This window comes from Klebsiella sp. PCX, assembly GCF_021869705.1.
In the GTDB taxonomy this organism is placed as follows: Bacteria; Pseudomonadota; Gammaproteobacteria; order Enterobacterales; family Enterobacteriaceae; genus Klebsiella; species Klebsiella quasipneumoniae.
The window spans coordinates 3,776,120-3,795,610 of the sequence record NZ_CP091527.1 but is presented as its reverse complement, the minus strand read 5'-3'; the positions used below and the strand labels follow the sequence as shown (position 1 = coordinate 3,795,610).

At 59.1% G+C, this 19,491-nt stretch carries 19 protein-coding genes; 11 read left to right on the top strand and 8 right to left on the bottom strand.

Features of this window, described 5'->3' with window-relative positions:
• Positions 1-12: 12 nt before the first annotated feature.
• A complete protein-coding gene (gene arsC / locus GQR96_RS18020; protein ID WP_004201931.1) occupies positions 13-372 on the bottom strand; it encodes an arsenate reductase (glutaredoxin) in 360 nt (119 codons plus the stop codon).
• A gap of 9 nt (positions 373-381) precedes the next feature.
• Positions 382-1,845, bottom strand: a complete 1,464-nt coding sequence (gene bepA / locus GQR96_RS18015; protein WP_004201932.1) for a beta-barrel assembly-enhancing protease — start codon at positions 1,843-1,845, stop codon at positions 382-384.
• A 51-nt stretch (positions 1,846-1,896) separates the two neighbouring features.
• Between bepA and GQR96_RS18010 the strand changes: the two genes are divergently transcribed.
• The gene (locus GQR96_RS18010) at positions 1,897-2,013 is read left to right on the top strand and encodes a hypothetical protein (protein WP_032425793.1); all 117 of its coding nucleotides are present in this window, start codon (positions 1,897-1,899) and stop codon (positions 2,011-2,013) included.
• Between the two features lie 54 nt (positions 2,014-2,067).
• Complete coding sequence (locus GQR96_RS18005; protein ID WP_004201933.1) at positions 2,068-3,132, top strand: AI-2E family transporter; 1,065 nt, start codon at positions 2,068-2,070, stop codon at positions 3,130-3,132.
• A 60-nt stretch (positions 3,133-3,192) separates the two neighbouring features.
• Here GQR96_RS18005 and bcp read toward each other — a convergent pair whose 3' ends face one another.
• Positions 3,193-3,663: a thioredoxin-dependent thiol peroxidase gene (gene bcp, locus GQR96_RS18000; RefSeq protein WP_004201935.1), complete on the bottom strand. Its 471-nt coding sequence runs from the start codon at positions 3,661-3,663 to the stop codon at positions 3,193-3,195.
• Between the two features lie 3 nt (positions 3,664-3,666).
• Positions 3,667-4,233 (bottom strand): glycine cleavage system transcriptional repressor, encoded by a 567-nt coding sequence (locus GQR96_RS17995; RefSeq protein ID WP_002913804.1) that lies wholly within the window; start codon positions 4,231-4,233, stop codon positions 3,667-3,669.
• Positions 4,234-4,386: 153 nt separating this feature from the next.
• Here GQR96_RS17995 and dapA point away from each other — a divergent pair, with 153 nt between their 5' ends.
• From dapA to ypfH, 6 genes are all read left to right on the top strand, one after another.
• On the top strand, positions 4,387-5,265 hold the full coding sequence (dapA, locus tag GQR96_RS17990) for a 4-hydroxy-tetrahydrodipicolinate synthase (RefSeq protein ID WP_017900447.1): 879 nt from the start codon (positions 4,387-4,389) through the stop codon (positions 5,263-5,265).
• 16 nt (positions 5,266-5,281) lie between these two features.
• Positions 5,282-6,316, top strand: a complete 1,035-nt coding sequence (gene bamC, locus GQR96_RS17985; RefSeq protein ID WP_004201942.1) for an outer membrane protein assembly factor BamC — start codon at positions 5,282-5,284, stop codon at positions 6,314-6,316.
• Between the two features lie 228 nt (positions 6,317-6,544).
• Positions 6,545-7,258, top strand: coding sequence for a phosphoribosylaminoimidazolesuccinocarboxamide synthase (purC, locus tag GQR96_RS17980; RefSeq protein ID WP_002913801.1), 714 nt, complete (start codon positions 6,545-6,547; stop codon positions 7,256-7,258).
• Between the two features lie 119 nt (positions 7,259-7,377).
• Positions 7,378-8,253, top strand: coding sequence for a KPN_02809 family neutral zinc metallopeptidase (locus GQR96_RS17975; RefSeq protein WP_004201945.1), 876 nt, complete (start codon positions 7,378-7,380; stop codon positions 8,251-8,253).
• A 9-nt stretch (positions 8,254-8,262) separates the two neighbouring features.
• Positions 8,263-10,266 (top strand): tRNA(Met) cytidine acetyltransferase TmcA, encoded by a 2,004-nt coding sequence (locus GQR96_RS17970; protein ID WP_065903364.1) that lies wholly within the window; start codon positions 8,263-8,265, stop codon positions 10,264-10,266.
• Positions 10,267-10,342: 76 nt separating this feature from the next.
• Positions 10,343-11,038, top strand: a complete 696-nt coding sequence (gene ypfH, locus GQR96_RS17965; RefSeq protein ID WP_004201952.1) for an esterase — start codon at positions 10,343-10,345, stop codon at positions 11,036-11,038.
• Positions 11,039-11,086: 48 nt separating this feature from the next.
• Here ypfH and GQR96_RS17960 read toward each other — a convergent pair whose 3' ends face one another.
• The 3 genes from GQR96_RS17960 to GQR96_RS17950 are packed head-to-tail and all read right to left on the bottom strand — an operon-like array spanning position 11,087 to position 12,801.
• On the bottom strand, positions 11,087-11,290 hold the full coding sequence (locus GQR96_RS17960) for a YpfN family protein (RefSeq protein ID WP_002913768.1): 204 nt from the start codon (positions 11,288-11,290) through the stop codon (positions 11,087-11,089).
• A 26-nt stretch (positions 11,291-11,316) separates the two neighbouring features.
• Positions 11,317-12,444, bottom strand: a complete 1,128-nt coding sequence (gene dapE, locus GQR96_RS17955) for a succinyl-diaminopimelate desuccinylase (protein ID WP_004201953.1) — start codon at positions 12,442-12,444, stop codon at positions 11,317-11,319.
• Between the two features lie 3 nt (positions 12,445-12,447).
• The gene (locus GQR96_RS17950; RefSeq protein WP_004201956.1) at positions 12,448-12,801 is read right to left on the bottom strand and encodes an ArsC family reductase; all 354 of its coding nucleotides are present in this window, start codon (positions 12,799-12,801) and stop codon (positions 12,448-12,450) included.
• A 366-nt stretch (positions 12,802-13,167) separates the two neighbouring features.
• Here GQR96_RS17950 and ypfM point away from each other — a divergent pair, with 366 nt between their 5' ends.
• Entirely contained in the window at positions 13,168-13,227 is a 60-nt protein-coding gene (gene ypfM / locus GQR96_RS17945; RefSeq protein ID WP_100181659.1) for a protein YpfM, read from the top strand.
• Between the two features lie 127 nt (positions 13,228-13,354).
• Here the strand turns inward: ypfM and acrD are convergent, their stop codons facing one another.
• Positions 13,355-16,468: a multidrug efflux RND transporter permease AcrD gene (gene acrD / locus GQR96_RS17940; protein WP_065802929.1), complete on the bottom strand. Its 3,114-nt coding sequence runs from the start codon at positions 16,466-16,468 to the stop codon at positions 13,355-13,357.
• 376 nt (positions 16,469-16,844) lie between these two features.
• Here acrD and aegA point away from each other — a divergent pair, with 376 nt between their 5' ends.
• On the top strand, positions 16,845-18,827 hold the full coding sequence (gene aegA / locus GQR96_RS17935) for a formate-dependent uric acid utilization protein AegA (RefSeq protein ID WP_004201961.1): 1,983 nt from the start codon (positions 16,845-16,847) through the stop codon (positions 18,825-18,827).
• Between the two features lie 58 nt (positions 18,828-18,885).
• Positions 18,886-19,482, top strand: coding sequence for a GDP-mannose pyrophosphatase NudK (gene nudK / locus GQR96_RS17930; RefSeq protein WP_002913754.1), 597 nt, complete (start codon positions 18,886-18,888; stop codon positions 19,480-19,482).
• Positions 19,483-19,491 lie beyond the last annotated feature (9 nt).

Sequence of the window (19,491 nt, the reverse complement as noted above, 5' to 3'; positions counted from 1 at the left end):
GGCGCGGGTGGGTTAGCTTACGATCTCGAGGACCTGCTCCGGCGGTCGGCCAATACGCGCCTGGCCGCGGCTAACGACAATGGGGCGTTCGATAAGCTTAGGATTGGCGACCATCGCCTGTATCAGCGCCGCGTCGCTGAGCGCCGGGTCGGCAAGATTGAGCGATTTATACAGATCCTCTTTCTGGCGCATGAGCTCGCGGGGGCTCTCCATACCCAGCAGCTGCAGCAGTTGACGCAGCGTCCCGGCATCCGGTGGCGTCTCAAGATAAAGCACCACCTCAGGATCGATGCCGTGGCTCTTCAACAGGCTCAGCGTTTCGCGGCTCTTCGAGCAGCGTGGGTTATGGTAAATTTTTACCGCGTCGGTCATGGGGTCTCCTTACATTTTTTGGTAGGGGCGGAAGCGGGCCTGTAGCTCACGTAGCTGGTCGATGCGGGCATCGTAGCGGGCCTGCTGCAGACTACCGAGTTTCACTTGCGAGCTGGCGCTGCTGAGCAGGGAAATCGCCTGTTCCAGCTGGCCGACCAGCGCCATGCTTTCTGCCCGCGCCGCCAGCTCCTGGTCGCGATTGCCCAGGGCGCCTTCCGCCTGAGCCAGCAGGTCCCAGCCGTTGCCATCCTCTTTATAGGTAAAGGTATAACGATTCAGGATGGTCGCCGCTTCCCCGGGCTGGCCGCCCTGCAGCAGGGCGTTGGCCAGGTTCAACTGCAGCACCGGATTGGTGCGCAGCTCGCGGGCGTTTTTAAGGCGGTTGATGGCGTCGCCGGTTTTCTTCTGCCCGAGGTCGATATCGGTAGCCAGATCGAGATACCAGGGATTTTGCGGATCGGCGCTGAGCAGCGGCTGCAGCGTTTTGCGCGCCTGGTCAAAGTTGTTGCTTTCCATCGCCAGCAGGGCGCGGCCATACTGCGCGGCATGCTGCTGGCGGATATTGCCTTTATCCCAGGCGTTGAGCAGATCGGTGCCCAGCTTATTGTCGCCGTTGGTGTACATTCCGAGGGTACGCGCCTTCGCCAGATAGAAGTCCGCTGAGGACTGTACGACAACCGGGCGCATCTGGTTGGCGCGGTTACGAGCATCGGCAAGCCGGCTTTCCGGCAGGGGGTGGGTGAGCAGCATTTCCGGCGGCCGCGTCGAGTAGCGCGACTCATCAAGCAGTTTACCCATAAACATCGGCATGGCCTGCGGGTCGAATCCCGAGCGTTGCAGAACCTGAATACCAATCCGGTCGGCCTCTTCTTCGTTCTGGCGGGTGAAGCTGATCATGCCCTGTTGGGTACCGGCCAGCGTCCCGGTCAGCGCCGCCATCCCGGCCTGCGGGCTGGCCATCGCCAGCAGAATTGAACCCAGCGCGCCGACCCAGGTCAGCGGCGCATTGCGCTTCTGATCTTCCATTGCGCGGGCAAGATGCCGCTGCGTAACGTGGGAAATTTCGTGCGCCATGACAGAGGCCAGTTCGCTCTCATTATCGGAATAGCGGAACAGGGCCGAGTGGAGGACCACATTGCCGCCGAAGAAGGCGAAGGCGTTGATTTGGTCGTTATTAATCAAATAGAAGTGGAACGGGGTGCGCACCGAATTCGCATGCGAGACCAGACGCATGCCCAGCCCGTTGATGTATTGCACCAGCAGAGGGTCGTTGATCAGCGGCGCGCTGCCGCGCAGCTGGCGGACGTAGTAATCCCCCATCTGCATTTCCTGACCAATCGACAGCGTGCTTCCTGCGGAGGTCCCCATGTCCGGCAGGGTATCTGCGGAGTCAGCAAAAGCAGGGCCTAACGAACCCAGCGTCAGCGACGCGATCACGGTCGCCACCAGCGTTTTCTTCAACTGCCTGAACATAACCTCTGTCCTGTAATGTGGGTGTGCCAGTTTGACCGATTGTGCGACGCAATGTTCCCTGGCCGCATCCCAGCGAGTTTAGCTGGCGTTAGACACATTGAAAATAGGTTCTTCACGGCGGAGACGGGTTTGTCTGCTGCGCATCAAAAAGCGAAGTCTTTTTTGTGACATTTCGATACAATTCCTCCGTTTGTCGCCGCTTTGCGCTTCAGGGAAGGTTTTATGCTCGAGATGTTAATGCAGTGGTACCGCCGTCGATTCAGCGACCCTGAGGCGATAGCGCTGCTGGTTATTTTGCTTGCCGGTTTCGGCATCATGTTCTTTTTCAGCGGCCTGCTGGCCCCGTTACTGGTGGCTATCGTGCTGGCCTATTTGCTGGAGTGGCCGACCGTGCGCCTGGAGCGCATCGGTCTGTCGCGCACCTGGGCGACCTCGCTGGTGCTGATCCTCTTCGTGGGCATCCTGCTGTTGCTGGCTTTCGTGGTGCTGCCGGTGGCCTGGCAGCAGGGGATCTACCTTATCCGCGATATGCCGGGCATGCTCAACAAGCTCTCTGATTTTGCCGCCACGCTGCCGCGGCGCTATCCGGCGTTAATGGATGCCGGCATCATCGATGCGATGGCGGAAAATATGCGCACCCGGATGCTGACGGTGGGCGACTCGGTGGTCAAGTATTCTCTCGCCTCGCTGGTGGGGCTGCTTACGCTGGCGGTGTATCTGGTGCTGGTGCCGCTGATGGTCTTCTTCCTGCTGAAGGATAAAGAGCAGATGCTCAACGCGGTACGCCGCGTGCTGCCGCGCAACCGCGGCCTGGCCGGGCAGGTATGGAAGGAGATGAACCAGCAAATCACCAACTACATTCGCGGTAAGGTGCTGGAGATGATTGTCGTCAGCGTCGCCACCTGGATAGGCTTCATCCTTTTCGGCCTCAACTACTCGCTGCTGTTGGCGGTGCTGGTGGGCTTCTCGGTGCTGATCCCCTATATTGGTGCATTTGTGGTGACCATTCCGGTGGTGGGGGTGGCGCTGTTTCAGTTTGGCGCGGGCACCGAGTTCTGGAGTCTGTTCGCGGTCTATCTGATTATTCAGGGGCTTGACGGCAATCTGCTGGTCCCGGTGCTGTTCTCGGAAGCGGTGAATCTGCACCCGCTGGTGATTATCCTGTCGGTGGTGATCTTTGGCGGTTTGTGGGGGTTCTGGGGCGTCTTCTTCGCCATTCCGCTGGCCACGTTGATTAAAGCGGTGGTGCATGCCTGGCCGGATGGCCTGGTGGTCGACGACGACTAAGGCATTGAGGATAAAAAAAGACGCCGGGCGAGGTTCTCTCACCCGGCGTCTTGCTTTGCATCAGGCGTTTTCTTTCAGCCAGTTCAGCACCACGTCGTGGTGATTGCTGGTTTTGAAGTCATCAAAGACGTGTTCGATTTTGCCATCGGCATCGACGAGGAAGCTGATACGGTGGATCCCGTCGTAGGTTTTCCCCATAAAGGATTTTTCGCCCCAGACGCCAAACTGCTCGCAAACCTGATGGTTTTCATCAGACAGCAGCGTAAAGTTCAGCAGCTCTTTTTCGGCGAAGCGGGAGAGCTTTTCCGGTTTATCGGTGCTGATGCCCAGCACTTCCACACCGGCTTTCTTCAGGTCGTCCATGTTGTCGCGCAAGCCGCACGCCTGGACGGTGCAGCCCGGGGTCATGGCCTTCGGGTAAAAATAAACCAGGACACGCTGTCCCTGGAAGTCGGTTAAATTTACTTCCTCGCCGTCCTGGTCCGGTAAGCTAAATTTCGGTGCAAGATCACCGGCTTTCAGTGGGGTCATGGGTTAAACTCCATCCTGTTCATCATGCTGTGAATAATTAACGATGTTAATACTGCCTTGTGCGTTGAGTTCTGTACATAGGGCTTTGAACGCTTGTTCGATATTTGCTGCATTTTGCGTCGCAGGACTGTGGGCAGTTATCTGAATAAAAAGCTGCGCGGAATCACCGTCTCCCGGCTGCGTGCGGGAAACCAGTTCCGCGATATTCATATTCCATGTATCGCACAGGGCAGTGAAGCGCTCGATGATATGCGGTGAGTCCGGCACCTCAACCTGGACCCAGACGGTGTTTGGCATGGCCTGCGGGGGGCGCGCGGTGGTGCGTTTCATCACGATCAACAGCTCCAGCTCCGCGCCTTTCAGCGGCAGGGTTGATTCGATCAGGTTAATCGCATTCCACGACCCGGAAAGCAGCATGATAAACGTAAACTCATCACCGAGCATGGCCAGCCGGCTGTCTTCGATATTACAACCGCAGCTGCTGACGTGGCGAGTGATCGTATTCACGATGCCGGGACGGTCAGCCCCCAGGGCGGTAATAACCAGATAGTGTTGTAATGAGGCTGTCAAACCTGTTCTTCCTTTAAAAAGGTGAGGTAACATTAGGAAAGCATAAAAAAAACCGCCATACAACATCCCTGATGGCGTCGGGTCTCTTGCTTTTATTGCAGCTCCAAACGTAACATTGAGAATCTTGTCGCACTTCTGCTCTGAGGATGGCCCATGTTCACGGGAAGTATTGTAGCGCTTGTCACGCCGATGGATGAAAACGGTAATGTCTGCCGGACAAGCCTGAAAAAACTGATTGATTACCATGTCGCCAACGGAACCTCGGCGATCGTTTCGGTAGGGACTACCGGTGAATCCGCAACGCTGAGCCATGAAGAGCACGGCGACGTGGTGATGATGACGCTGGAACTGGCTGACGGGCGTATCCCGGTGATCGCTGGAACGGGAGCCAATGCAACCGCAGAGGCGATTAGCCTGACCAAGCGTTTTAACGACAGCGGCGTTGTCGGCTGCCTGACGGTCACTCCTTATTATAACCGTCCTACCCAGGAAGGCCTGTTCCAGCACTTTAAAGCTATCGCCGAACATACTGACCTGCCGCAAATTCTGTATAATGTGCCGTCCCGTACCGGTTGCGATATGCTGCCGGAAACCGTTGGCCGTCTGGCGGAAATTAAAAATATTGTCGGTATTAAGGAAGCTACAGGGAACTTAAGTCGCGTTCACCAGATCAAAGAGCTGGTTTCAGACGACTTTATTCTGCTAAGCGGTGACGATGCGACCGGTATGGACTTCATGCAGCTCGGCGGCGTGGGCGTGATTTCCGTCACCGCCAACGTGGCGGCGCGCGAAATGGCCGACATGTGCCGTCTGGCGCTGGCGGGTCAATTTGCCGAAGCCCGGGCGATTAACCAGCGTCTGATGCCATTGCATACAAAATTATTTGTCGAACCCAATCCTATCCCGGTGAAATGGGGATGCAAGGCGTTGGGTCTTGTGGCGACCGATACGCTGCGCTTGCCGATGACGCCTATCACCGACCAGGGTCGTGAAGCCGTTACCGCCGCGCTGAAGCATGCCGGTTTGCTGTAAAGTTTAGGGAGATTTGATGGCTTACTCAGTACAGAAGTCGCGCCTGGCGAAGGTTGCGGGTGTTTCGCTGGTTCTACTCCTCGCGGCCTGTAGTTCCGACTCGCGCTATAAGCGTCAGGTGAGCGGTGATGAGGCCTATTTACAGGCGTCACCGTTGAGCGAACTTCACGCGCCGGCGGGGATGATCCTGCCGATTCAGGTGGGTGATTACAACATTCCGGTGGCCAACAGCACCGGCGCGGTCGGCAAGGCGCTGGACATTCGCCCGCCGGCGCAGCCGCTGGCATTGGTTAGCGGCGCCCGCACCCAGTTCAACGGCGATACCGCGACGCTGATGGTCGAGAACGGCCGCAGCGGTTCGCTGTGGGCGCAGGTTACCAGCATTCTTCAGTCGAAGAACTACGTTATCGCCAAGCGCGATGATGCGAGCCAGACGCTGAACACCGACTGGGTTGAGTGGAACCGTCTTGATGAAGATCAGCAGTATCGCGGTCGTTATCAAATCTCCGTCAAACCGCAGGGCTATCAGCAAGCGGTGGTGGTCAAGCTGGTGAATCTGGAGCAGGCGGGTAAACCGGTTGCCGATCCGGCGTCACTGCAGCGCTACAGCACCGCCATGCTGAACGTCATTTCGGAAGGCCTGGACATGAACGCCACCAGCGCCCAGAACGCCGCCCAGCGCAGCGCGGGCGCCACCTTCGACGTGCAGAGCGCTGCCGACGATACGGGTCTGCCGATGCTCGTTGTTCGCGCGCCGTTTAACATGGTGTGGCAGCGTCTGCCAGGCGCCCTCGAGAAAGTGGGGATGAAAGTGACCGACAGCACGCGCTCTCAGGGCAGCATGGCGCTGACCTACAAGCCGCTGTCTGACAGCAGCTGGCAGGAGCTGGGCGCACGCGACCCGCAGCTGGCCTCCGGTGACTACAAACTTCAGGTCGGCGACCTCGATAACCGCAGTAGCCTGCAGTTCATCGACCCGAAAGGCCACACCCTGACGCAGTCGCAAAATGACGCCCTGGTAGCCGTATTCCAGGCCGCATTTAACAAGTAAACGAAAGGGCTGGAGCAATCCGGCCCTTTTAATATATAGTGACGCAAACGTGTGCGTATGCACATCATCCTTCAAATTGCCTCTTTGTTGGCCGCCTTCGTTCACCCCAGTCACTTACTTTTGTAAGCTCCTGGGGATTCGCTCAGTTGCCGCCTCGATGCACTTTGAATGATTTTGTGTATAGGTGGAAACGTATTTTTAGGCTCAATATCACTGGAGTAGTGAAAGATGAAAAAGCAAGCTGAGTTGTATCGTGGTAAGGCGAAGACAGTATACAGCACCGATAATCCGGACCTGCTGGTACTGGAATTCCGTAACGATACGTCAGCAGGTGATGGCGCGCGCATTGAGCAGTTCGATCGTAAAGGCATGGTGAATAACAAGTTCAACCACTTCATTATGAGCAAACTGGCAGAAGCGGGCATCCCTACCCAGATGGAAGCGCTGCTCTCCGATACCGAATGCCTGGTAAAAAAACTGGATATGGTGCCGGTGGAGTGCGTGGTGCGTAACCGTGCGGCAGGCTCGCTGGTAAAACGTTTAGGCATTGAAGAAGGAATCGAGCTGAATCCGCCGCTGTTCGATCTGTTCCTGAAAAACGATGCCATGCACGATCCGATGGTCAACGACTCCTATTGCGAAACCTTCGGCTGGGTGAGCAAAGAGAATCTGGCGCGGATGCGCGAGCTGACCTACAAAGCCAACGACGTGCTGAAAAAGCTGTTCGATGACGCCGGTCTGATTCTGGTGGACTTTAAGCTGGAGTTTGGTCTGTTCAAAGGCGAAGTGGTCCTGGGCGATGAGTTTTCGCCGGACGGCAGCCGCCTGTGGGACAAAAACACCCTCGATAAAATGGACAAAGACCGCTTCCGCCAGAGCCTTGGCGGCCTGATCGAAGCCTACGAAGAAGTGGCTCACCGTCTGGGCGTTAAGCTCGACTAACCCGCCCGCCGCCAGAAGATGGCCTCATCTTCTGGCGTCTCTTGCTGTTTCCTGTGGTAATCCTGCGCTGAACCGCCTACGATCTCTGCTATTGATACATAACAGGGAATGAGGTGCTTATGCGCTGGCAAGGGCGTCGCGAAAGCGACAATGTTGAAGATCGACGTGGACAATCAGGCTCGCCGTTTGGCGGCGGCGGGGGCGGCGGCTTCCGTCTGCCGAGCGGGAAGGGCGGCATTGTACTGCTGATTATTGTGCTGGTGGCGGGCTACTACGGCGTGGATTTGACCGGCATGTTGACCGGCGAACCGATGCCGCAGCAGCAGACCTCCACGCAGCGCTCCATCAGTCCGAAAGACGATGAAGCGGCGAAGTTTACTTCCGTCATTCTGGCCACCACCGAAGATACCTGGGGACCGATTTTTGAAAAGATGGGCCGCCAGTACCCTCAGCCAAAGCTGGTGCTCTACCGCGGCGCGACCCGTACCGGCTGCGGTACCGGCCAGTCGGTGATGGGGCCGTTCTACTGTCCTGCCGACAGTACGGTCTATATCGACCTGTCATTCTACGATGAGATGAAAAATAAACTGGGCGCCGATGGCGACTTTGCCCAGGGGTACGTCATTGCCCATGAAGTGGGTCATCACGTACAAAAACTGCTGGGCATTGAGCCGAAGGTTCGCCAGCAACAGCAGCATGCCACAGAGGCCGAAGCCAACCGGCTGTCGGTTAAGATGGAGCTACAGGCAGACTGCTTCGCCGGCGTCTGGGGGCATAATATGCAGCAGCAGGATATTCTGGAAACCGGCGATCTGCAGGAGGCGTTAAACGCCGCCGAGGCCATCGGCGACGACCGTCTGCAGCAGCAGAGCCAGGGGCGGGTGGTACCGGACAGCTTTACCCACGGAACGTCAAAACAGCGCTACACCTGGTTCAAACGCGGTTTCGACAGCGGCGACCCGGCGCAGTGCAACACCTTCGGCAGCGCGCTGTAATCGCCCCTGATGATGGACGCGCTGCTTGACCTCACCGCGCAGATGGCGCGGGAGGGGATTCGCCGCCTGCTGGTGCTCAGCGGCGACGAGGCCTGGACGCTGCAGCAGGCGCAGGCGCTGCGGGAGCGGCTCGGCGGCGATGGCCTGTGGGTGGGCTCCGAGCCGGTTTCTGCGCCCGGCGTGGCGCCTGGCGCCCTGAAGACGCTGCTGGGGCGGGAAGTGATGCACGCCTTTTTCGATGCCCGGCGCGGGTTTGATGTGGCCGCCCTGGCGGCCCTGAGCGGTACGCTGCGGGCGGGAAGCTGGCTGGTGCTGCTGACGCCCTCTTTCGCCGACTGGCCGTCCCGGGTGGATGAGGACTCCCTGCGCTGGAGCGATACGCCCGACCCGATCTCTACCCCCAACTTTGTTCTCCGCTGCTGTCGGCAGTTTATCGCCGACCCCGAGGTGCTGCTCTGGCGGCAGTCGGACTCGCCGCGGCTCCCGCTGGCCGTCCGGCGCCCTGACTGGCATCCCGCCGATGGTCACCCGCTGGCCGAACAGGCGGCGATCCTTGGGCAATTATTGCGTCTACCGCCTGGTATCGCAGCAGTGACGGCTGAACGAGGGCGAGGGAAATCCGCCCTCGCGGGCATGCTGCTGCGCCAGCTCGCGGGTGAGGCCATCGTTACCGCCCCGACCCGCAGCGCCGTCGACGTGCTGGCGAGCTTTGCCGGCGAGGCGTTTCGCTTTATGGCTCCTGATGCGTTGCTGTCGTCGAAGGAAAAGGCGTCCTGGCTGATTGTCGATGAGGCCGCGGCTATACCGGCTCCGCTTCTCCGGCAGCTGGTTAGCCGTTTTCCCCGCACGCTACTTACCACGACGGTGCAGGGTTATGAGGGCACCGGTCGCGGGTTCCTGCTGAAATTTTGCGCCAGCCTGCCCTATCTGCAATTGTTCAGCCTGAGCGCGCCGATCCGCTGGGCCGCAGGCTGCCCGCTGGAGTCGGCCATCAGCCAGCTGCTGATCTTCAGCGATGAGGCATTTCGCGACGCGCCGACGGGGGAGGTAGTCCTGGAGGCGGTCAATCAGTCCAGCTGGCAAACGCAGCCGGCGCTGCCGGAAGCGATGTACCAGCTATTATCCGGGGCGCATTACCGCACTTCTCCTCTCGATCTGCGGCGCATGATGGACGCTCCAGGCCAGGCTTTCCGCTGCGCTCGCGCCGGCGGTGCGGTGGCGGGCGCCCTGTGGCTGGTGGCCGAAGGGGGACTTTCTCCCGAACTCAGCCGGGCGGTGTGGGCGGGTTTTCGCCGGCCGCGGGGGAACCTGGTCGCCCAGTCGCTGGCGGCGCATGGCGGCACTCCCCTGGCGGCGACGCTGCGCGGGCTGCGGGTCAGCCGGATCGCCGTCCACCCAGCCCGCCAGCGCGAAGGGCTTGGGCAGCAGATGATCGCCGATATCGCCGCCGATGCCGCAGGTTATGATTATCTCTCCGTCAGCTTTGGCTATACCCCTGAGCTGTGGCGCTTCTGGCAACGCTGTGGGTTTATTCTCGTGCGGCTGGGCACCCATCGCGAGGCCAGCAGCGGGTGCTATACCGCGATGGCTCTGTTCCCGCTGACTGCAGCGGGGCATCAGCTCGCGCAACGGGAGGCACAGCGGCTACAGCGTGATGAATACTGGCTGCGCCCGTGGCGGCAAGCGTCCGCGCCGCTGCCGGCCGTTTCAGGGGCTATGCTTAGTGATGAGGACTGGCTGGAAGCGGCGAGCTTTGCTTTCGCCCATCGCCCGCTGGCCGCGGCGCTGGGTTGCCTCAATCGCCTGCTGTTGCAGGCCGACATCCCGTTGCCGGCCCTGCGCGGGCGTCTGCAGGGGGAAGAAGAGGCCGAACTCTGCGCCGCGCTGCAGCTAACAGGGCGTAAAGCCCTGCTGGCGAGATGGCGTCAGGAGGCCGCTGACGCCTTGCGCTTCCTCGATGCAGCGCGCGCCGAGGCGCTGCATCAGCAGGTGGCGAACCTGCAATTTTTTTAACTAACTCATTCAGTTAAATGGCATGGTCATATCTGGCGAGCGGCGTACACTGCCCGCATACACTAAGGAGACAGCCATGAAACACGATCATTTTATTGTTCAAAGCCCTGCGACGCCTGCGCAACAGCTGTTGCTGCTGTTTCATGGCGTGGGGGATAACCCGGTCTCCATGGGGCAAATTGGCAGCTGGTTCGCGCCGCAGTTTCCTGATGCGCTGATCGTGAGCATTGGCGGGGTGGAGCCTTGCGGTCCTGACGGTCGGCAGTGGTTTTCGGTGCAGGGAGTGACGGAAGAGAATCGTCAGCAGCGTATCGACGCCATTATGCCGACCTTTATTGAAATTGTGCGCTACTGGCAGGAAAAGAGCGGCATCAGCCCACTGGCCACCGCGCTGATCGGCTTCTCTCAGGGGGCGATCATGTCGCTGGAAAGCATCAAAGCAGCGCCGGATCTGGCTTCGCGGGTGATCGCCTTTAATGGCCGCTACGCGACGCTGCCGGTTACCGCAACGACGGCCACCACCATTCACCTGATCCACGGTGGTGACGATCGGGTTATCGATCTGGCGTGGGCGGTGTCGGCACAGGAGGCGCTGTTGCAGGCGGGGGGCGACGTGACCTTAGATATTGTGGACGATCTGGGGCATGCCATTGACGATCGCAGCATGCAGTTCGCGATCGAGCGACTGCGCTACACCGTGCCGAAGCACTATTTTGATGAGGCGCTGAGCGGCAGTACGCCGAAAGGGGACGATATCATCGAAATGCTGTAACCCCGGCGGGCGGGGTTACAGGCGGGCGCTACCGCGATAACGGCAAACTTACGGTTTCTTCGACTGGTCGTGCTTCGGCCAGTCGTCGTCATCGTCCCATTTATCGTTAAAATCACGGTGCGGCGGCAGATCGGGTTTGTTGTTGAGGAATTTTTTGTGGTCAACGCGGTTTAGATCTTTAATCACGTTGATAATTACCCCCACCAAAAAGACCAGCACCAGAATCCACCAGTGTTTAATAAGCCATTCCATGCGCGCTTCCTCTTTACGTCAGTACGTCAGGCGACCAGCTGTTCCATTACGCGTTGATACATCCGCGCCAGCAGCTGCAGGTCGGCGGCGTTCACACATTCATTAATTTTGTGAATCGTGGCGTTCACGGGGCCCAGCTCAACCACCTGCGCCCCCATGCGCGCGATAAACCGTCCGTCTGAGGTGCCGCCGTTGGTTAACAGCTGCGGTTTGATCTCATTATAGTGCTCAATGGCATTGACGACCGCATCCACCAGCTTGCCCCGTCCGGTAAGGAACGGCTGTCCGGAGAGCCACCACTCCACGCTGTAACGCAGCTGGTATTTTTCCAGCAGGGCGACCACCCGGGCTTTGATCGTCTCGTCAGTCAGTTCCGTACTGAAGCGGAAGTTGAACTGGACGAACATATCGCCAGGGATCACGTTGTTGCTGCCGGTACCGGACTGCACGTTGGCAATCTGCATGCTGGTCGGCGGGAAGTATTCATTGCCTTTATCCCACTCGATATTGACCAGCTCCGCCAGCATCGGCGCGGCGCGATGGACGGGGTTATCGGCAAGGTGCGGATAGGCGACATGGCCCTGTACGCCGTGAATGGTCAGGTTGCAGGTCAGCGAGCCGCGGCGGCCGTTTTTCACCACATCGCCGACCACTTCGGTACTGGAGGGTTCGCCGACCAGACAGTAGTCCAGACGCTCGTTACGCGCCATCAGCGTCTCCACCACTTTGACGGTGCCGTTTTTCGCGCTGGCCTCTTCATCAGAGGTGATCAAAAACGCCAGTCGGCCCCGGTGGTTCGGGTACTGCGCGACAAAACGCTCCGCGGCAACCACCATCGCCGCCAGCGAGCCTTTCATATCCGCCGCCCCGCGGCCAAACAGCATCCCGTCGCGGATGGTGGGTTCGAACGGGGGGTTGATCCAGCGGTCGGCGTCGCCTGCCGGGACCACGTCGGTGTGGCCGGCGAAGGCCAGCGTCTCGCCGTGGCCGCGCCAGGCCCAGAAGTTCTGCGTATCGCCGAAATCCATCGGTTCAACGGTAAAGCCGATCGCACGCAGGCGTTCAATCATTAACGCCTGGCATCCCGCATCATCGGGGCTAAGGGAAGGGCGGCGAATAAGCTGCTGAGCCAGCTCAATGACCGGGCAAGACATAGACTATACCTCGTTAAACTGCTGATAACTTGCTTCACTAAAACCCAGCAGCATAGGACGACCGGGCGCGCAGAGCAATGGGCGTTTGATGATCGCCGGCATTTCCAGCATCAATGCGGCGGCGGCATCGGCATTATCGATGCTGTTGCGCAGCGATTCGTCCAGTTTGCGCCAGGTGGTGCCGCGGGTGTTCAGCAGCGCCTGCCAGCCCAGTTCGGCAATAAAGGTATCCAGTTGCGCGCGGTCGAGGCCATCGGTGCGGTAGTCATGGAAGCGATAGTCAATCTGATGTGCTTCCAGCCAGCGGCGGGCTTTTTTAATGGTATCGCAGTTTTTAATTCCGTACATGGTGAGCATAGATAAACCTTTAACATTCAATTAAGCGGTTAACTCAGATATTTCCGAATATATAAGCCTTGTTGAAATAATACGTGATTCAGATGAATAAATATAACCTTTTACCGGGTATCTCATGCAATGCGTTAGGGTGATTAAAATTCGCCCAGCCGCGGGCATGATGTGAGGGCATTAACAATATTACGAAAATGTTGCTTGATGGTGCTCTGTATCACATAATTTTTACATACGAGACGGCATAGTGGCGGCAACCAGAGGTTTTATCTCTGTCAGCGGTCCACAAGACAATCAGAGCAATAGGGGAGCACAACTTCCCATCAGCAATGAAGTTATATAGAATCGACCATAATAATAAGAGAGGCTATTATGATTGAACATGAACTGGGGAACTGGAAAGATTTTATTGAAGGCATGCTTCGTAAATAAATTTCCGCAATGTGAGCAGGGGAATAACGCGACGTAAATAAGCGCGTCATGGTTCTGAACACATAAAGAAGGCGACCATCCAGGTCGCCTTTTCTGTTATTACGGCTCGCCGCCGTCGCCCGACGGTTTATTGCGGACGCTCCTTCAGCGGAAAGCGGCGACGCACCAGCACAAAGAACAGCGGTACGAAAAAGATGGCCAGCACGGTGGCGGAGATCATCCCGCCCATCACCCCGGTGCCGACCGCATGCTGGCTGCCGGAGCCGGCGCCGGTACTGGTGGCCATCGGCAGCACGCCGAAGATAAACGCCAGCGAGGTCATCAGGATAGGGCGCAGGCGCTGACGGCAGGCCGACAGCGTGGCGCTGAGCAGATCCTGGCCTTTCTCGTTAAGCTCATTGGCGAACTCGACGATCAGAATGGCGTTTTTCGCCGACAGGCCGATCACCGTCAACAGGCCCACCTGAAAGTAAACGTCATTCTCCAGGCCGCGCATCCAGGTCGCCAGCAGAGCGCCAATCACCCCGAGCGGAACCACCAGCATCACCGAGAACGGCACCGACCAGCTCTCGTACAGCGCCGCCAGGCACAGGAACACCACCAGCAGGGAAATCGCGTACAGGGCCGGCGCCTGAGCGCCGGAGAGGCGTTCCTGATAGGACATGGCGGTCCATTCGAGGCCAAAGCCGGTCGGCAGCTGCGCGGCCAGCTTCTCCATCATGTCCATCGCGGTACCGGTACTGATGCCCGGCGCCGCTTCACCGACGATCTCCACCGCCGAGTAGCCATTGTAGCGCTCCAGGCGCGGCGAACCGGTCTCCCAGCGCGAGGTGGCGAAGGCCGAGAACGGCACCATCGTGCCGCTGCTGTTGCGGACGTACCAGAGATTGATATCGTCAGGCAGCATCCGATATTTCGCCGCCGCCTGGACGTAGACTTTCTTCACCCTCCCGCGATCCATAAAGTCGTTGACGTAGCTCGACCCCCAGGCGGTTTGCAGCGTATCGTTGATGTCGTCAATGGAGACGCCCAGCGCCTGAGCTTTACGCTGATCGATATCGACCTGCAGCTGCGGGCTGTCGTCGAGCCCGTTATGCCGGACGCGGGTCAACAGCGGGTTTTTAGCCGCCAGCTCAAGCAGCGTATCGCGCGCCGCCATCAGCGCATCGTGCCCCTTACCGGCGTGATCTTCCAGCTCCATGTCGAAGCCTGCCGAACTGCCGAGGCCGCTGATTGCCGGCGGGCTGCTGGCGATGACCCGGGCTTCGTTGATCTGATTAAACGCTTTGGTGGCGCGTTCAATAATGGCAAAGGAGGAGCCGGTTTGCGGATCGCGCTGGTCCCAGTCTTTGAGGCGCACAAACATGCGGGCTACGTTCTGCCCGTTGCCGCCGGGGCCGGAGCCAACGGTAGCGAACACTGACTCGACGTTCTGCTTCTCGTTATTGAGGAAGTAATCTTCCGCTTTCTGTACCACTTTCAGCGTCTGCTGTTGGGTGCTGCCGCTCGGCAACTGTACCGAGGTGGTGAACATCCCCCGATCCTCCAGCGGCAGGAACGAAGTGGGCAGATGCAGGAACAGGAATACCATCCCGCCGAGCAGGACGATGTAGATCAGCATCCAGCGCAGCGAGCGGTGAAGGATCTTGCCGACGAAAGTTTCATAGCGGTTGGCGCTGCGGTTAAAGGTGCGGTTGAACCAGCCGAAGAAGCCTTTTCGCTCATGGGATTCACCTGGTTTAATCGGCTTGAGCAGGGTAGCGCAAAGGGCCGGGGTGAGGATCATGGCCACCAGCACCGAGAGGACCATCGCCGCGACGATAGTAATAGAGAACTGGCGATAGATAGCGCCGGTGGTGCCGCCGAAGAAGGCCATCGGCACAAACACCGCCGACAGCACCATCGCGATCCCCACCAGCGCGCCCTGAATTTGTCCCATCGATTTGCGGGTGGCTTCCCGCGGCGACAGGCCTTCCTCGCTCATGATGCGCTCAACGTTCTCCACCACCACGATGGCGTCATCCACCAGCAGGCCGATCGCCAGCACCATCGCGAACATCGTCAGGGTGTTGATGCTGTAACCACAGGCATAGAGCACCGCGAAGGTGCCCATCAGCACCACCGGTACGGCGATGGTCGGGATCAGAGTGGCGCGGAAGTTCTGCAGGAAAAGATACATCACGAGGAAAACCAGCAGGATCGCCTCCAGCAGGGTTTTCACCACGTCGGTAATAGAAGCCTTCACGAAGGAGGTGGTCTCGTAGGCGACTTTATATTCCAGCCCGTGCGGGAAATACTGCGAGAGCTCATTGAGGCGAGCGATCACGCGCTCCGCGGTGGCCATTTCGTTGGCGCCGGAGGCGAGCTTAATTCCCAGGCCAGAGGCGGCCTGACGGTTGTAGCGGCTAAGATAGTCATACTTCTCCGCCCCCATCTCCACGGTAGCGACATCGCCGAGGGTCACCTCTGAGCCATCCTGATTGACGCGCAGGGTGATATTGCGGAACTGTTCCGGGGTTTGCAGCAGAGATTGCGCGTTGATGGTGGCGTTCAGCGCCTGCTTATCCACGGAAGGCGTGCCGCCGAGCTGGCCGACGGCAATCTGGGCGTTCTGCGAACTGATAGCGTCGGTAACATCCTTGGTGGTCAGCTGGAAGCTATTGAGCTTTGCCGGATCGAGCCAGATGCGCATTGAGTATTGCGAGCCGTAGGCGTCGATATCCCCCACGCCGTTGACGCGACTGAGCGGGTCCTGAATGTTACTGGCGACGTAGTCGGCGATATCCTGTTTATCCATACTGCCGTCGGTGGAGACGAAGGCGAGGGTCAGGATATTGGTATCGCCGGTCTTGCGTACCGTAACCCCCTGGTTTTGCACCGCCTGCGGCAGTTTACGCATCGCCGACTGCAGCTGGTTTTGCACCTGCTGTACCGCTTCGTCCGGGTCGGTACCGGCGGTAAAACTGAGGGTGATGGTCGCCTGGCCGGTGGCGCTGCTCTGGGATGACATATACATCAGGTTATCGAGGCCGGTCATATTCTGTTCGATAACCTGGGTGACGGTATTCTCCAGGGTTTGTGCGGAGGCGCCAGGATAGTTGGCTGTAACCCGTACATTCGGCGGGGCCAGATCGGGATACTGTTCAACTGGCAGCGACAAAATGGCAAGGGTGCCCGTCAGGCATAACAGGATTGCCAGCACCCACGCAAAAATGGGGCGATCGATAAAGAAATTCGCCATCAGAATGAAAACCTCATATGCACATGTTCTTGTTATTGCACAGCCTGTGCCACTTTAGCGCCAGCGCCTCCGGCAATCGTGGAGAAATTAAGGAGATAGTGTAATTTATCATGTTGCTTTTGCCGTATCGTAAAGAAACATCGACCTTTCGTGCCGCCAGGTCGGCCACACCGCTTCGCCCGCCGCACCCGGGGACGCATTATCCCTTGCCGGTGTGAAACCTGATTTCATATAAGTCAAAAAAATTGATCCAAAACGGATTCTTTCCAGAAAAAGGGTATCCTGGGCAAATGAACATTGTTCCGGCCTCGTCTTGTCGGGTAATAAATAGGCATGCGCATTAAGGGGTTATTCACCAATAAGACAAAAGGAAGCCATGAACCACTTTATATTGAGCGATAGCCGAAAATGTATCGGTTGCCAGGCCTGCGAAGTGGCCTGCGTAATGGCGCATAACGAGGAGCAACATGCGCTGACCCCGCAGCGCTTTTTGCCACGTATCACCGTGATTAAAGCAGAGGGGCAGCGTAACGCCATCACCTGCCGCCACTGCGAAGACGCCCCCTGCCTCCGCAGCTGCCCCAACGGCGCCATCGCCCAGACTGGCGACAGCGTTCAGGTCTGTCAGGAGAAATGCATTGGCTGTAAATCCTGCATGGTGGCCTGCCCGTTCGGGGTGATGGAGGTGGTGGTGACGCCGCAGGCCGCAGGCCAGGTGAAAGCCAGCGCGCAGAAATGCGATCTGTGCGCGGGCCGCGAGGCGGGACCGGCCTGTGTGGAAAACTGTCCGGCGCAGGCGCTGACCCTCGCCGACGATGAGACATTGACCACGATGGCCAGGCAGCGGCGTCTGCGTTCGGCCTGCCAGGAGGCGCAGCCGTGGCAGCGCGGCGCGGCCCCCGCCAGACAGCCCGACGCCGGCGAGAAGGTCAGGCAGATGGCGATGACGCCGCCGCGCGGAGAGCCGGATAAGCTGCCGGCGGAGGTGCGCAAGAACCACTTTGAGGAGATCTATCAGCCGTTCAGCCCGACCCAGGCCCGGCAGCAGGCCGCCCGCTGCCTGAAATGTGGAGAACACAGCATCTGTGAATGGACCTGCCCGCTACATAACACTATTCCGCAGTGGGTCGAGCTGGTGAAGGCAGGGGATATCGCCGCCGCGGTCGCCCTGTCCCATCAGACCAACTGTCTGCCGGAGATCACCGGCCGCGTCTGCCCCCAGGACCGGCTGTGTGAGGGCGCCTGCACCCTGCGCGAGGAAAGCGGTGCGGTCACCATCGGCAATATTGAGCGATTTATATCCGACCAGGCGCTGGCCAGTGGCTGGCGTCCGGACCTCTCGCAGATTAAGCTGAACGGTAAACGGGTGGCGATTATCGGCGCCGGGCCGGCCGGTCTGGCCTGCGCCGATGTGCTGGTGCGCCACGGCGTGCAGCCGGTGGTCTTTGACCGTCATCCGGAGATCGGCGGTCTGCTGACCTTCGGCATTCCGGCGTTCAAGCTGGATAAGTCGCTGCTGACCCGGCGGCGGGCGATTTTCAGCGAGATGGGCGTCCGCTTTGAGCTCAACTGCGAGGTGGGGAAAGATATCCCTCTGGCGACGCTGCTGGCCGAGTATGACGCGGTGTTCGTCGGCGCCGGAACCTATCGCTCCATGAAGGCCGGCCTGCCGAATGAAGAGGCCCCCGGGGTCTACGATGCGCTGCCGTTTCTTATCGCCAACACCAAACAGGTGATGGGGCTGGCGGAATCGGCGCAGGAGCCTTATGTCAACACCGCCGGGCTGAACGTGGTGGTGCTGGGGGGCGGCGATACGGCAATGGACTGCGTGCGTACCGCGCTGCGCCATGGCGCCCGCCAGGTGACCTGCGCCTATCGGCGGGATGAAGCCAACATGCCGGGCTCGAAAAAAGAGGTCAAAAACGCCCGCGAAGAGGGAGCGCTTTTTGAGTTTAACGTCCAGCCGGTGACGCTTGAGCTGGACGAGAACGGGCGGGTGAACGGGGTTCGCTTTTTGCGCACCGAGCTGGGTGCTCCGGACGCCGGGGGAAGACGCCGCCCGACGCCGATCCCCGGCAGCGAGTTTGTTATGCCGGCAGATGCGGTGATCATGGCCTTTGGCTTCCACCCGCACCGCATGCCCTGGCTGGAAGCTGCGGGGGTGGCACTGGACAGCCAGGGGCGTATTAAAGCCGGAGTGGAGAGCCGTTACCGTTATCAGACCAGCCAGGAGAAGATTTTTGCCGGCGGCGATGCCGTGCGCGGCGCCGACCTGGTGGTGACGGCGATGGCGGAAGGCCGTCACGCGGCGCAGGGGATCCTTGACTACCTGGGGCTGAAAACGACGCCGCTTCACTGACGACAAACCCGGCTCCGCAGCGTAGTATGAGGGCGTCCTTTTACGCTGTGGGGTCGGTATGTCACTCAATATTCACGTCATTAAAGATAAAATCCTCTCTGAGAACTGGTTCGTACTACGCAACATGACCTATGAGCTGACGCGGGCGGACGGCAGCGTCGTGCGCCACAAGCGCGAGGTCTACGATCGCGGCAATGGCGCCACCGTGCTGCTCTATAACCGCCATAAGCAGACGGTGGTCCTGGTGCGTCAGTTTCGGGTCGCCACCTGGGTCAATGGCAATCATGACGGCATGCTGATTGAAACCTGCGCCGGGCTGCTGGACAACGACGAGCCGGAGGCCTGCATTCGTAAAGAGGCAGTGGAAGAGACCGGCTATGAAGTGGGCGAGGTGCGAAAGCTGTTTGAGCTGTTTATGTCGCCAGGGGGCGTCACCGAAGTGGTGCATTTCTTTATCGCTGAGTACAGCGACGCGCAGCGAACGACCAGCGGCGGCGGGGTGGATGACGAAGCCATCGAGGTGCTGGAGCTGCCCTTTAGCCAGGCGCTGCAGATGGTCGCTGACGGGGAGATCCGCGACGGGAAAGCCGTCATTCTGCTGCAGTATTTGCAAACCTCTGGCCTGATGTCGGGGAACTCTGACAAATCCGATTGAGTCAGCGGC